Source organism: Cellulomonas sp. EB106-03-03-XG116 (genome assembly GCF_058792015.1).
The window spans coordinates 129,525-142,414 of the sequence record NZ_JBYTEP010000005.1; the positions used below are offsets into that span (position 1 = coordinate 129,525).

Here is a 12,890-nt window from a genome sequence, read left to right on the forward strand (position 1 = left end):
CTCCGCCGCGGCCGACCTGCTCACCGCCTGGGGCGTCCCCGGCATCGGCGAGGTGCGCCCCGGCGACGACCTGGCCGGGCTGCTCGGCGACGCCCTGGCGGCGGACGCGTCGGCCCGGCCGGCGACGGCGCTCGCGGACGGCGACGTCCTCGTCGTGACCAGCAAGGTGGTGTCCAAGGCCGAGGGCCGCGTCGTGCAGGCGGAGGACCGCGAGGCGGCGATCACCGCCGAGACGGTCCGGGTCGTCGCGACCCGGGAGCACCCCGGCGGCGTCACCCGGATCGTCGAGAACCGGCTCGGCCTGGTGATGGCCGCCGCGGGCGTCGACGCGTCGAACGTCGACGAGGGCACGGTCCTGCTGCTGCCCGAGGACCCGGACGCCAGCGCCCGGGCGCTGCGCGCGGTGCTGGGGGAGCGGTTCGGGGTGACGGTCGGGGTCGTGGTGTCCGACACGGCCGGGCGACCCTGGCGGCAGGGCCAGACCGACATCGCGATCGGCGCCGCGGGCGTGCGGGTGCTGGACGACCTGCGCGGCTCGACGGACACCCACGGCCGTCCGCTCCAGGTGAGCATGGCGGCCGTCGCCGACGAGATCGCGGCCGCGGCCGAGCTGGTCAAGGGCAAGGCGACCGGACGGCCCGTCGCGGTGGTGCGCGGGCTGGCGCACGTCGTGACCGTCGAGGACGGGCCGGGCGCGCGGGTGCTGGTGCGGACCGGGCCGGACGACATGTTCGCCGAGGGCACGGCGGAGGCGTACGCGCGCGGGTGGAAGGACGCGGCGGGGGCCGGCGGCGCGGAGCGCTGAGGCTCGGGGTCGTCCGCGCCGAGCGCGGTGGTCCCAGCCGAGCGCGGCAGCTCGAACTACCGCGCTCGGCGCCGGCTGCCGCGCTCGGCGGCGCCGACCGGTCACCGCCCCGGCTGCTGACCCGCGATCTGCGCCGACTGCCCCGTCGCGCCCGGCTCGCCCGCCGGGATCGGCTCGGCGATCACCGCGGTGCCGTACGCGCACACCTCGCTGAACTGCCCGATGGAGTCGGTGTCGAACCGCATCGCCACGATCGCGTTCGCCCCGCGCTGCGCGGCCTCCTCGGTCATGCGGCGCATCACCTCGTGCCGGGACTCGTACATGATCTTGGTGTACTCGGGGATCTCGCCGCCGCCGATGGAGCGGAAGCCCGCCGTGAAGTTGGCCCCGATGTTGGTCGAGCGCACGGTCAGGCCCATGACCTCGCCGAGCACCGCCTGGATGCGGTAGCCGGGGATCTCGTTGCTGGTCACCACGATCATGCGGCGATCGTGCCAGCACGGGACCGGGCGCGGCGAACCGGGCGCGCGGGATCACCCGGGCGCCGGGTCCGCCGCCACCCGGTCGGGCGCGGCTAGCATCGCGCCGACGGCGGGGGCACGACGAGAGGGAGGCCCGGGTTGGGCACGTCCGAGAAGTTCCAGTACGGCGACGGTCGGTGGGGCGGCGACCTCGCGGCCACCCCGAGCCTGGCGATCGAGGTCCAGGACAGCGACATCGCGGTGATCGACTACCGGCCGGCGCCCGAGGGCCTGGGGCGGTTCTACCTCGGGTTCCAGCCGCGCGACCTGTACGACGACCCGTCCGAGAGCGAGCCGGTCGACGTCGAGGCCGAGTCGGAGGCCTTCGCCACGTGGGCCGAGTCGGTGGGCGCGCTCGACGTGCAGCCCAACGAGGTCCGGCGGCTCATGGCGATCGAGGGCGAGGAGCCGGAGGACACGTTCGTCGAGGAGACGGTGGTCCGGCTGCTGCGGCTCGTCGGGCTGTCGGTGCCGAAGGGGCTCGCGGGCTAGGCGGCTCGCGGGCACGCCGCCGTCGCCGACGACGACGCGGAGGAGCGCACGTGACCGACCAGGACCGGCCCGCGGACGACGGGCTCGTCGACGTGGCCGCGGAGCGCCGGCGGCTGCTCTCGCTGGCGTACCGGATGACCGGCACGGTCGGCGACGCCGAGGACGTGGTGCAGGAGACGTACCTGCGGTGGTACCGGCTCGACCCCGACGAGCGCGCGGCCGTCCGGGTGCCCGCCGCGTGGCTGACGCGCGTCGCGGGCCGGGTCGCCCTCGACCACCTGGGGTCCGCGCGGGTGCGGCGGGAGACCCACGTCGGGCAGTGGCTCCCCGAGCCGGTGCCGGCCGACCTGTTCGCCGGGACGGCGCCGGTCACGACCCTCCACGGCGCCCCCGCGACCGACCCGTCGGACCGGGTCGCGCTCGACGAGACGGTGAGCACCGCGCTGCTCACCGTGCTGGAGGCGATGACGCCGGCCGAGCGGGTGGCGTTCGTGCTGCACGACGTCTTCGGCCTGTCGTTCGACGAGATCGCCGAGGTGGTCGGGCGGTCCCCGGCCGCCACCCGGCAGCTCGCGACCTCCGCCCGCCGGCACGTGCGCGAGGGCCGTCGGGAGCGGGTCGGCGCGAGCGAGCACGACCGGGTCGTCCGGGCCTTCCTCGACGCGAGCCTGGGCGGCGACCTCGGCCGGCTCCTGCGGGTCCTGGCGCCGGACGTCGAGCTGCGGGGCGACGGCGGCGGGGTGGTGCGGGCCGCGCCGAACCCCGTGCGCGGGGACGACCACGTCGCGCGGTTCCTGCTCGGCCTGCTCGCGAAGCGACCGGCGCTGCGGTTCGAGGAGCGGGACACGGCCGACGGCCTGGGCTACGCGATGACGCTCGGCGACCACCTGTTCGGCGTCGCCACCTTCGCGGTCGAGGCGGGCAGGATCACCCGGGTCTGGCTCGTCGTCGACCCCGCGAAGCTGACCCGGTGGACGCTCCGCTGACGCCCGGAGCGGCCCGGACCTCACATCCGGGCGGGCTGCGTCGTCGACCTGTCGGGGCGCGGCAGCCGCCGCGCGCCGGCACGAGCACGAGGAGGGGCAGATGAGGATCGCCGTCTGCGGCGGGACCGGCACGGTGGGGCGGCACGTGGTGCGGGTCGCCGGCGAGCACGGGCACGACGTCGTCGTCCTGAGCCGGGCGCGCGGGGTCGACGTGGCGACCGGACCCGACGCCGCGGTCGACGCGGCGCTCGACGGGGTGGAGGCCGTGGTCGACGTGCTGAGCACGAGCACGCTGTCGGCCAAGGGCGCGATCGCGTTCTTCACGGCCACCACCGGTCGGCTGCTGGCCGCGGAGCAGCGGGTCGGCGTGCCGCACCACGTCGCGCTGTCGATCGTCGGGATCGACGGGATCGACGCGTCCTACTACGCGGGCAAGCTCGCCCAGGAGCGGCTGGTCGCGGCGGGCGGGGTCCCGCACTCGATCGTGCGGGCCGCGCAGTTCCACGAGTTCGCGGGGCAGATCGTGGCCCGGGCCTCGGTCGGGCCGGTGACGCTCGCGCCCCGGACGCTGACCCGGCCGGTCGCCGCCGCCGAGGTCGCGGACCACCTGGTGGCGGTGGCCGAGGGCGGGCCGGTCGGCCGCGCGCCGGACCTGGTCGGGCCGGCCGACGACACGCTGGCGGCGATGATCCGCCGGCTGTCGGCGCACGAGGGCACGCGGCGGCGGGTGCTCGAGGTGCGGCTCCCGGGCCGGTACGGGGCGGGTCTCGCCTCGGGCGCGCTCCGCGGCGGGCCCGACGCCGTGCGAGGGCGGCTGTCGTTCGACGACTGGCTGGGGTCGCCGGTCCGGGCCGGCTGAGCCCGCGCCGGTGCCGGGCGGTCGGGCGGCGGGACGGTCACCGGACCGGACGCGCCGCCCGACCGGGCCTACGCCTTCGCGGCCCGCGCGGCGGCCTTCGCGGCCTGCTTGGTCTCGCGGACCCGCCGCAGCGACTCCGGGTCCCGCACGTCGGCGATCGACCGCGGCACGTCGTCGGCGTAGGCGCCCGCGGCCTCCTGCCAGCCGGCCGGCGTGACCCCGCGCTGCTTGGCGAGCAGGGCCAGGAAGATGCGCGCCTTCTGGTCGCCGAACCCGGGCAGCGCCTTCAGCCGCTTCAGCACGGTCGCGCCGTCGGGGTCGCCGTCGGTCCAGAGCAGGGTGACGTCGCCGTCGTAGTCGTCGACCACGGCGCGGGCCACGGCCTGGATGCGGCCCGCCATCGACCCGGGGAACCGGTGCACGGCCGGGGGAGTGGCGCACAGCGCGGTGAACTCCTCGGGGTCGGCCTCGGCGATCCGCCGGACGTCGAAGCCGCCCATGCGCTGCTCGATCTTGGCCGGGCCCGCGAACGCCGACTCCATCGTGACCTGCTGGTCGAGGAGCATCCCGGTCAGCAGGGCGAACGGGTCGGAGTCGAGCAGGCGGTCCGCGTCGGCGTCGCCGGTCAGCCACAGGGTCATCGCGCCATTGTGCCCGAGCGGCGCGCGTCGCCGATCTCACCCGCGGCGGGTGCCACGGGTCGTTGACCGGGCCGCGGCGCGGGCGGACCGTGGACGGGGTACGAGGGGGTACCGCCATGCGCCGCCGACTGCTCGCCCTGCTGTCCGTCCTCTCGCTGCTGCTCGGGGCCGCCGTGCTCACAGCACCCGCGGCGTCGGCCCACCCGTACTGCGGGCAGGTCTGGGGCTCGCTCGCGAAGGGCGTCCCGGGCATGTCGGCGGGCCAGCTCACGGACGTGCGCGCGGGTCGGCACGACTGCTACGACCGGCTCGTCCTCGACGTCGACCGGCCGCTCACCGCGTGGTCGGTGCGGTACGTCGACCAGGTCACCGCGGACGGGTCCGGCGCCGTGGTCCCGGTCCGCGGCGGGGCGCGGCTCGAGGTCATCGCGCGCGTGAACGTGGTCCCGACCGACGCGTTCTTCGTCGGCGTCGGCACCGACCTCGTGAGCACCGCGGGCTACCGGACGTTCCGGCAGGTCGCCTGGGCCGGGAGCTTCGAGGGGGTGTCGACGGTCGGGCTCGGCGTCCGGGCGCGGCTGCCGTTCCGGGCGTTCGTGCTCGCCGGTCCGGGTGCCGGGTCGCGGCTGGTGGTCGACGTCGGGCACCAGTGGTGCGCGACGGGGCACACCGACTGCTGAGGGCCCGGGGCCCTCAGGGAGCGACGGGCGCGGCGGCCGCCGCGGGCAGGACGGCCGCGTCGCCCGCGCCCGGGTCGGTGAGGACCGTCGACCAGCGCAGGTCCGGGCAGTCCGTCGCCGTGGCGCAGAACCGCGCGGGCTCGTGCGCGCCCCAGCCCAGCGGGATGCCGACGACCCCGAACAGGCAGCCCGCGAGGGTGAGCACGGACATGACGCGCTGCCGCACGCTCATCGCCCCGCCTCCTGCCCGGCCCGCCGACATCCTGTCCCCCCACCCATCGGCGGCGCACCGCCCGGGTGGAGCGCGCATCCGGGTGATCGCGAGAGGCTGACCCTGGATGCCGCCCTGCCAGGATCGGGGGAGGCGGACCCGCGCGGAAGAGGGGGAGCACCCATGACGGAGGTCACGGAGTACGTCGCGTCGCTGCCGGACCCGGAGCGGACGGTCGTCGCCGGGCTGCTGGACCGGGTGCGGGCGCTCGTGCCCGACGCCGAGCAGGGCACGAGCTACGGCATGGCCGCGTACCGCCACCGGGGGCGGCCGCTCGTGGCCGTGGTGGTCGGCCCGCGCGGGTGCACGGCGTACCCGTTCAGCTCGGACGTCACCGCCGCGGTGCTGGCGACGCTCGACGGGTTCGACGCGACCAAGGGCGGCATCCGGTTCACCGTCGACCGGCCGCTGCCCGGCGAGGCGTTCGACGCCCTCGTCACGGGTTGCCGGGCCGAGATCGACGCGGCGCTGGACCCGCGGCGCGGCTGACGGCGCGGGCCGGCGCCGGGGGCGACCCCGACTGCCCGCGCCGGGCCGACGACGCCGTGCGGGCGCGAGCGGCGGGCAGCGAGCCGCCGGTGCCGGACGCGCGCGCCGCCGGGCCGCGGCCCCGCGTAGGGTGCGTCCGTGCTGCTCGGTCGGTGGGTCCTGGTCGTCCCGGTGAAGGACGCGCGGCGCGGCAAGACCCGGCTCGCCGACGTCCTGGAGCCGCGGGCGCGGGCCGCGCTCGTGCGGGCGATGGCCCTCGACACGGTCGAGGCGGTGCTCGCGAGCCCGCGCGTCGCCCGGGTCGTGGTGGTGACCGCCGACCCCGAGGTGACGTCGGCTGCAGCGGCGCTGCCCCGGGTGCGCGTGCTGCCCGAGCCGCCGCCGGCGCCCGAGGACGCCGCGGGCGGCTGGGCGTCGCTCGACCGCGCCGTGTCCGCCGGGGTGGCCGCGGCCCGCGGTGAGGCGCCGACCGCGCACGTCGGCGTGCTGCTGGGCGACCTCCCCGGGCTCGACCCGGCCGAGCTCGACGCGGCGCTCGCGGCCGCCGAGGCGCACCCGCTCGCGGTGCTGCCGGACGCCGAGGGCACGGGGACGACGCTGCTCACCGCCCGGGCGGGGGCGGCGCTGCGGCCGGCGTTCGGCGGCGGGTCGGCGGCGGCGCACCGGGCGCTCGGGCACGCCGAGATCGCGCTGCCCGCGGACGCGACGCTGCGGCACGACGTGGACGTCCCCGCGGACCTGGCGGCGCTCGTGGACCGCGGGGTCGGCGGACGGACGGGGGCGCTCCTGCGACGGCTGGGGCCGCTGGGCTGACGGCCCGGGCGCGTCAGTCCTCGGGCCCGCGCAGCATGATCGGCGAGTACCCCGCGCGGTCGGCCAGGCACGCCACGACCCGCTGCGCGTCGTCGCGCGTCGCACCCTCCACCAGCTGCACGGTGACGGCCGCCGGCGGCCAGACGGCGGGTGTGATCGCCCAGAGCACGGCCGGGTCGTCCCAGCACGCCGCGGCGTCGCCGGTGACGTCCGGGCCGGCGACGACGGTCCAGGGTCCGGGCTCCGCGACGACCGGGACCCGGGGGAGGCCGTCGGCGAACACCAGCACCAGAGCCGCGATCCCGCCCACCGTCACCGCCGCCCGCACCGCTGCCCGCCGCCGTCGCATGCCGCCTCCCGGGTCCGGTGGTGCTCTCGCGTCGACGGTAGCGGGGCGCTCGGCCGCGCGGGGCGGTTCTGCGGGGCCGTCCTGTCGGGCGCGCCCCGGCGCGGTGAGGTCGTCACATCCTCGTGAGGTCGTCACTCGTTTCTGACGACCTCACGAGGATGTGACGACCTCACGGCCGGCTCGCCGGGCGCTCGCCGGGCCCCGCCGTCACGCGCGTCAGCGCCCGACGAGCGCCAGCGCCTCGGCCGCGATGCGCGCCGTCGCCGGCACGTCGGTCATGAGCGTCGGCGCGGCCCCGGCCCGCCAGCCGTCGGCCGCCAGCTTCTCCGCCGCGTCGGCGTCGACGGTGTCGACCAGCCACGCGTCGAGCACCCCCGCGTCCGCGCCGGTGCGCGCGGCGTCGTCCCGCCGGCCGTAGAACCGGGCGACCGCCTCGGCCGTCGCCTCGACGCCGATCGTCGCCAGGCACTGCGCCGCCATCCCGCGGACGGGAGCCCCGCCGACGATCGGGGACACGCCCACCACCGGCGCCGCGGTCGAGGCGAGCGCCGCCCGCACGCCCGGCACGGCCAGGATCGTCGCCACGGACACGACCGGGTTCGACGGCGGGACGACCACGACGTCGGCCGTCGCGAGCGCGTCGAGCACGCCGGGCGCCGCCTGCGCGGAGCCGAGCCCGACCTGCACGAACCGCCGCGCGGGCAGCGCGGCGCGGTGCCGGACCCACCACTCCTCGAAGTGGATCGTCCGCTCGGCACCCGGGCCGCCGTCGGGGTCGGCCACCACGACGTGCGTCTCGACCGGCTCGTCGGCCATCGGCAGCAGCCGCACGCCCTGCTCGGCGAGGCCCCACCGGCGGCTCAGCAGCGCGGTGGCCTCGGACAGCGTCCGGCCCTCGCGGAGCCACTGGGTCCGGGCGAGGTGGGTCGCGAGGTCGAGGTCGCCGAGGGTGAACCAGTCCCAGCCGACGTCGTAGGCGGCGAGGTCGGCGCTGACCCGGCTGGTCTCCTCGCGCCGGCCCCAGCCCTGCTCCTCGTGCACGGCGCCGCCGAGCGTGTACATGAGGGTGTCGAGGTCGGGGCAGACCCGGACGCCGTGCAGCCACATGTCGTCGCCGGTGTTGGCGATCACGGTGACCTCGGCGGTGCTGCCGCCGCGGCCGTCCGGCAGCCGGTCGCGCAGCAGGGCCAGCAGGCCGCGGGTGAACCGGGCGCCGCCGACGCCGCCGGACAGGACGGTGATCCTCATCGTGCTCCTTCGGGGACCGGCTCGGGCCGGGGGGTGCGGGGGTCGTCGCGGGAGTCGTCGGCGCCGGTCGGTGACGCGCCCGGCACCGGGTCGCCGAACGCGATCACCGGCCGCCCCGTCCGGGGGTGGGTCAGCACGGCGCAGTCGACGCCGTACACCTCCCGCACCAGGTCGGCGGTGAGCACGTCGCGCGGGTCGCCGGCCGCGACCAGCCGGCCCCCGGCCAGCACCAGCACGTGCGCGCAGTACGCGGCGGCGAGGTTGAGGTCGTGCAGCGCGGCGACGGTGGTGCGGCCGAGGTCGCGGACGAACGCGAGCAGCGACAGCTGGGCGCTGACGTCGAGGTGGTTGGTGGGCTCGTCGAGGAGCAGCAGGTCGGGCTCCTGCGCCAGCGCACGGGCGATGTGCACCCGCTGCCGCTCGCCGCCGGACAGGGCGGACCAGGCCCGGTCGGCCAGGTGCGCGGCGTCGGCGGCCGCCAGTGCGCGGTCGACGGCGGCCTCGTCCGCGTCGGTGCCCCACAGCGTCCGGTAGGGGATGCGCCCGAGCGCGACGACCTCGCGGACGGTCAGCGGGACGGTCGAGGACGACTCCTGCTCCAGCAGGGCGACCCGGCGGGCGCGCTCGCGCCGCGGCACGGTGTGCACGGGCACGTCGTCGAGCAGCACGGCGCCGGCCTCGGGGTCGAGCAGGCCGGCGATCAGCCGCAGCAGGGTGGTCTTGCCGGCGCCGTTCGGCCCGAGCAGGCCGGTCAGCGCGCCGGGCGGCGGGGTGGCGTCCACGCCGTCGACGATCCACCGGCCGCCCAGCCGGGTGCCGACGCCCGCGATGCTCAGGTCCACGCCGACCCCCTCCCGCGCCGCAGCAGCACCGCGAAGACCGGGACGCCGATCAGCGCCGTGACGATGCCGACCGGCAGCTCCCGCGGGTCGAACACGGTGCGCGCGCCCGTGTCCGCCCAGACCAGGAAGATCGCGCCGACGACGGCGGCGACCGGCAGCAGCCGCCGGTGCGCGGGCCCGGTGAGCGTGGACACCGCGTGAGGGAGCACCAGGCCGACGAACCCGATCGACCCACTGACCGCGACCATCGCCCCGGTCAGCAGGGCGACGAGGGTCATCAGCACCCACCGGGTCCGGTCGACGTGGATGCCGAGCGCGGCCGCGGCGGTGTCGCCGAACGCGAACGCGTCCAGCCGCACGGCCGAGGCGACCAGCACCGTGCCGACGAGGACGAGCGCGCCGGCCGCGATCGCCACGCTCTGCCAGGTCGACCCGGCGAGCGAGCCGAGCAGCCAGTTGAGGATCTCCCGGTAGGAGTCGCCGGTCGCCGACCAGAAGATGACGAACGACGTCCCCGCGGCGGCGAGCTGCGACACCGCGAGGCCGGCCAGCACCGCGCGCCCCGGCGTCAGCACACCGCCGACCCGGGCCAGGCTCAGCGTCGCCACGAGCGCGGCGAGCGCCCCGGCGAACGCCGCGACCGGCAGCAGCAGGCCCACGCCGACGACGAGCACCGCCACCGCCCCGAGCGACGCGCCCGACGACAACCCGAGCAGGTACGGGTCGGCGAGCGGGTTGCGGGTCAGGCTCTGCATCACCGCGCCCGCCAGCGCCAGGCCCGCGCCGACCGCCGCGCCCGTGAGCACCCGCGGCAGCCGCAGTTCCCAGACGATCGCGTCGGTCAGCACCGGCACCCCGCCGTCCGCGCCCGCCGCGGGGCCGAGCCCGAGGTGGCCGGCGATGCTGCGTGCGACGTCGGCGACCGCGATGTCCGCCGGCCCGATCGTCACGCACACGAGCACGGTGGCGACGAGCAGCGCGAGGCCCACGAGCAGGGTGGGCACCAGCGGCGGTCGCCACGGGGGCCGGCTCCCGGCGGCAGCGTGCGCGTCGAGCGGACGATCCTGACCGACACGCCGACGGCGTGTCCGGCCGGATCGTCCCCCCGGGGGCGCGGTGGTCGTCATCGGCGGGGTCAGCCCTCCAGGTCCGCGAGCTGCTCGGACAGGCTCACCACGGCGTCGGCGTTCCGGACGCCCGCCTCGGCCGCGGGGAACGGCACGGTCAGGTAGCGGTGCTCCTTGACCGCGGTGAGCTGGCTGGTGGCCGGGTTGCCCTCGAGCATCGCGATCTTGCTCTCGGCGGTGTTCCAGGTGGCGTCGACCAGCACGATGACGTCGGGGTCGGCCGCGACGACCTGCTCCCAGCCGGCCGACGTCCAGGTGTCGTGCACGTCCGCGAAGATGTTGGTCAGCCCGGCGGCGTCCATCATCATCTGGGGCGCGCCGATGCCCGCGCCGACGTACGGGGTGTCCGTGCCCGACGAGTACCAGAGCGCGGTGGTCTCCTCGGCCGGGGGCTCGACGGCGTCGAGGGCGGCCTGCTGGTCGGCGATCAGGTCCTCGGCGCGGTCCTCGACGCCGAACACCGAGGCGATCTCGCGGATCTCGTCGAACAGGCCGTCGAAGGTCAGCGGGTCCGGCATGTACCCGTCCTCCTTGCACGCGGCCGGGGAGACGTAGGTGCCGATGCCGAGGCCCTGCAAGGCGGAGCGCTCGCCGGCGCCGTCGTCGGAGAAGTTCGACTCCCAGCCCGCGTAGACGAAGTCGGGCTGCACCTCCAGCAGCGCCTCCTGGCCGGGGACCTTGTCCGACAGCACCGGGACCGCGTCGTACGCGGCGGCGTACTCCTCGGGCACGGGCCCGTCGGCGAACGCGGTCCCGACCAGGCGGTCCTCCAGGCCGAGGGCGAGCAGCATCTCGATCGACGTCGACTTGATCGCGACGACGCGCTCCGGCGGGCTGTCGACGGTGACCTCGGTGCCGCAGTTGTCGAGGGTCACGGGGGTGAAGCCGTCGGCGGACGCGGTCGAGCCGGGGGCCGCGGAGGTGCCGTCGGCGGAGGCGGTGCCGCCGGCGCAGGCAGCCAGCGCCGCGACGGCGAGGACGGCGGGCGCGACGAGCACGAGGCGGGCGGCGCGGGCGCGGGTGCTCCGGCCGGGGGTGGTGGGGTCGGCGGTGCGGCGGGTGCTGCGCAAGGACGGGCTCCTGACGGGATGCGGCGACGGCGCGGGCGGGCGGGGCCGCGGCGACGTCGTCGGCGGTCCGCGCGCCCGCGTCGGACGCACGGTCCGACGGTGGACGCTGGGGGAGACGGACCCGTGGGCGACGCCGGAGGGCGTCCGCCGCTGCGGGCCGGGGGAGGGTGCACGTCGCGCCCGGTGGCCGCGCCGCCCATGCGCGGGCGACGACACCCAGGCCACATCCGGCCTGGTCCGCGACCACCCTACGCCCGCGCGCCGCGCACGCCGCGCCGAGTCTGCACTTCCGCCCTGCACGCCGGCGCCGCCGCAGAGTCCGGAGGCGGAGACTCGGCGACAGCACCTCGCCGCGCGCGCGGCGCTCAGCGCGCGGCGCGACGCGTGCGCGGCGCTACGCGCGCGCGGCCAGGGCGAGGGCCGTCGCGACGCGGGCGACCTCGTCCGGGCCGCCTGCCAGGGCGCCGACGGTGACGCGGACGTGCCCCGGCCCGCCTGCGCCGCCCGGCCCGCCTGCGCCGACCGCGCCGACCGCGCCGCCCGCGCCGTCGGTCGCCGACGCCCCCGGCGCTGCGCCCGCGCGGAACGGCCGGCCCGGCGCCACGCGGATCCCCGCCGCCGCCAGCCGGACCAGGGCGGTCGCCTCGTCCGCGACCGGCACCCACAGGTTGATCCCGTCGCCCGGCTGCACCTCGACGCCGCGCTCGGCGAGCGCCGTGGTCAGCGCGCGCTGCCGGGCGTAGTACGTGCGGCGGGCCTGGGCCACGGCCGCGAGGGCCTCGCCGTCGTCGAGCAGGTCCGCGAGGACGTGCTGCAGCAGCCGGCTGGTCCAGCCCGGCCCGAGCATCCGGCGCGCGACCACCCGGTCCAGCACTGCCGCGGGCCCGCCGACGGCGGCGATCCGCAGGTCCGGACCGTGCGACTTCGAGTACGACCGCACGTGCACGACGCGGTCGGGCAGGTGGCTGCCGAGCGACACGTCGGCGGACGACGCGATCTCCCCGGAGTGGTCGTCCTCGACGATCGTCAGCCCCGCGCCGGGCGTCGCGGCCAGGTGCTTCCGGACGACCGCCGCGAGCTCGCGCGCCCGGGTCGAGGTCATGGAGACCCCGGTCGGGTTGTGCGCGCGGGGCTGCAGGACGATCACCTCGGCACCGGTGCGGAGCGCCGCCGCCAGCGCGTCGGGGCGCAGGCCCTGGCGGTCGAGCGGCACCGGCACCCGCTCCAGGCCGAGCTGGTCGCACAGGTCGAAGATCGGCGGGAACGACGGGTCCTCGACGACGACCCGGTCGCCGAACCCCGCGAGCTGCTCCAGCGTCCGGCTCATGGCGTCGACCGCGCCGTCGACGACGGTGACCCGCTGCGGCGTGAACGGCCAGGACGCGCGCAGCAGGCGCTCCAGCGGCTCGACGACGGGTGCGCCCAGGTAGGACCCGGTGCCCGCGGCGGGGGTGGCCGCGGCGACCCGGGCCAGCGCGCGCCCGAGCGCGGGCAGCAGCGCGGGGTCGGGGGTGCCGGCCGACAGGTCGAGCGGCGGCCCCGGGCGCGACGCCCGGTGCGGGGCCGCGGACGACCGCGACGCCCCCGCGGCGCCTCGCGCGCCAGCCCCCGCCCCGGACCCGACCCCCGCCCCGGACCCGGCCCCCGCCCCCGCCCCCGCCCCAGCCCCCGCCCCGGACCCGGCCCCCGCCCCGGAC

General features: G+C 77.8%; 16 protein-coding genes. 7 read left to right on the forward strand and 9 right to left on the reverse strand.

The window, feature by feature from the left end; translation table 11 throughout:
* The first annotated feature begins 16 nt into the window (after positions 1–16).
* Complete coding sequence (locus AC3WUG_RS04035) at positions 17–805, forward strand: coenzyme F420-0:L-glutamate ligase (protein WP_492326485.1); 789 nt, start codon at positions 17–19, stop codon at positions 803–805.
* Positions 806–906: 101 nt separating this feature from the next.
* On the opposite strand, the gene AC3WUG_RS04040 is transcribed toward AC3WUG_RS04035, so the two are convergent.
* On the reverse strand, positions 907–1,287 hold the full coding sequence (locus AC3WUG_RS04040) for a YbjQ family protein (RefSeq protein WP_166943435.1): 381 nt from the start codon (positions 1,285–1,287) through the stop codon (positions 907–909).
* A 138-nt stretch (positions 1,288–1,425) separates the two neighbouring features.
* Here AC3WUG_RS04040 and AC3WUG_RS04045 point away from each other — a divergent pair, with 138 nt between their 5' ends.
* The 3 genes from AC3WUG_RS04045 (at position 1,426) to AC3WUG_RS04055 (ending at position 3,663) form a co-directional block, all read left to right on the forward strand.
* On the forward strand, positions 1,426–1,818 hold the full coding sequence (locus AC3WUG_RS04045) for a hypothetical protein (RefSeq protein ID WP_492326469.1): 393 nt from the start codon (positions 1,426–1,428) through the stop codon (positions 1,816–1,818).
* Between the two features lie 50 nt (positions 1,819–1,868).
* The gene (sigJ, locus tag AC3WUG_RS04050; protein WP_492326470.1) at positions 1,869–2,804 is read left to right on the forward strand and encodes an RNA polymerase sigma factor SigJ; all 936 of its coding nucleotides are present in this window, start codon (positions 1,869–1,871) and stop codon (positions 2,802–2,804) included.
* Between the two features lie 100 nt (positions 2,805–2,904).
* Positions 2,905–3,663: an SDR family oxidoreductase gene (locus AC3WUG_RS04055; protein WP_492326471.1), complete on the forward strand. Its 759-nt coding sequence runs from the start codon at positions 2,905–2,907 to the stop codon at positions 3,661–3,663.
* Positions 3,664–3,731: 68 nt separating this feature from the next.
* Here AC3WUG_RS04055 and AC3WUG_RS04060 read toward each other — a convergent pair whose 3' ends face one another.
* On the reverse strand, positions 3,732–4,304 hold the full coding sequence (locus AC3WUG_RS04060) for an HhH-GPD-type base excision DNA repair protein (RefSeq protein ID WP_492326472.1): 573 nt from the start codon (positions 4,302–4,304) through the stop codon (positions 3,732–3,734).
* Between the two features lie 116 nt (positions 4,305–4,420).
* Here AC3WUG_RS04060 and AC3WUG_RS04065 point away from each other — a divergent pair, with 116 nt between their 5' ends.
* Positions 4,421–4,984 (forward strand): AMIN-like domain-containing (lipo)protein, encoded by a 564-nt coding sequence (locus AC3WUG_RS04065; RefSeq protein ID WP_492326473.1) that lies wholly within the window; start codon positions 4,421–4,423, stop codon positions 4,982–4,984.
* Positions 4,985–4,997: 13 nt separating this feature from the next.
* On the opposite strand, the gene AC3WUG_RS04070 is transcribed toward AC3WUG_RS04065, so the two are convergent.
* Positions 4,998–5,216: a hypothetical protein gene (locus AC3WUG_RS04070; protein ID WP_492326474.1), complete on the reverse strand. Its 219-nt coding sequence runs from the start codon at positions 5,214–5,216 to the stop codon at positions 4,998–5,000.
* A gap of 162 nt (positions 5,217–5,378) precedes the next feature.
* Between AC3WUG_RS04070 and AC3WUG_RS04075 the strand changes: the two genes are divergently transcribed.
* Together AC3WUG_RS04075 and cofC are read left to right on the forward strand one after the other, a co-directional pair.
* Positions 5,379–5,744 (forward strand): iron chaperone, encoded by a 366-nt coding sequence (locus tag AC3WUG_RS04075; RefSeq protein WP_492326475.1) that lies wholly within the window; start codon positions 5,379–5,381, stop codon positions 5,742–5,744.
* Between the two features lie 138 nt (positions 5,745–5,882).
* Complete coding sequence (gene cofC, locus AC3WUG_RS04080) at positions 5,883–6,557, forward strand: 2-phospho-L-lactate guanylyltransferase (RefSeq protein WP_492326476.1); 675 nt, start codon at positions 5,883–5,885, stop codon at positions 6,555–6,557.
* A 13-nt stretch (positions 6,558–6,570) separates the two neighbouring features.
* Here cofC and AC3WUG_RS04085 read toward each other — a convergent pair whose 3' ends face one another.
* From AC3WUG_RS04085 to AC3WUG_RS04110, 6 genes are all read right to left on the reverse strand, one after another.
* The gene (locus AC3WUG_RS04085) at positions 6,571–6,906 is read right to left on the reverse strand and encodes a hypothetical protein (RefSeq protein WP_492326477.1); all 336 of its coding nucleotides are present in this window, start codon (positions 6,904–6,906) and stop codon (positions 6,571–6,573) included.
* A 216-nt stretch (positions 6,907–7,122) separates the two neighbouring features.
* Positions 7,123–8,154, reverse strand: a complete 1,032-nt coding sequence (gene cofD, locus AC3WUG_RS04090) for a 2-phospho-L-lactate transferase (protein ID WP_492326478.1) — start codon at positions 8,152–8,154, stop codon at positions 7,123–7,125.
* Positions 8,151–8,996, reverse strand: coding sequence for a putative F420-0 ABC transporter ATP-binding protein (locus AC3WUG_RS04095; RefSeq protein WP_492326479.1), 846 nt, complete (start codon positions 8,994–8,996; stop codon positions 8,151–8,153). The genes cofD and AC3WUG_RS04095 overlap by 4 nt, the downstream gene beginning before the upstream one ends.
* Complete coding sequence (locus AC3WUG_RS04100) at positions 8,987–10,000, reverse strand: putative F420-0 ABC transporter permease subunit (RefSeq protein ID WP_492326480.1); 1,014 nt, start codon at positions 9,998–10,000, stop codon at positions 8,987–8,989. The genes AC3WUG_RS04095 and AC3WUG_RS04100 overlap by 10 nt, the downstream gene beginning before the upstream one ends.
* Positions 10,001–10,131: 131 nt before the next feature.
* Positions 10,132–11,193: a putative F420-0 ABC transporter substrate-binding protein gene (locus AC3WUG_RS04105; RefSeq protein WP_492326481.1), complete on the reverse strand. Its 1,062-nt coding sequence runs from the start codon at positions 11,191–11,193 to the stop codon at positions 10,132–10,134.
* A gap of 394 nt (positions 11,194–11,587) precedes the next feature.
* A partial coding sequence (locus AC3WUG_RS04110; RefSeq protein ID WP_492326482.1) for an aminotransferase class I/II-fold pyridoxal phosphate-dependent enzyme occupies positions 11,588–12,890 on the reverse strand: 1,303 nt, incomplete at its 5' end.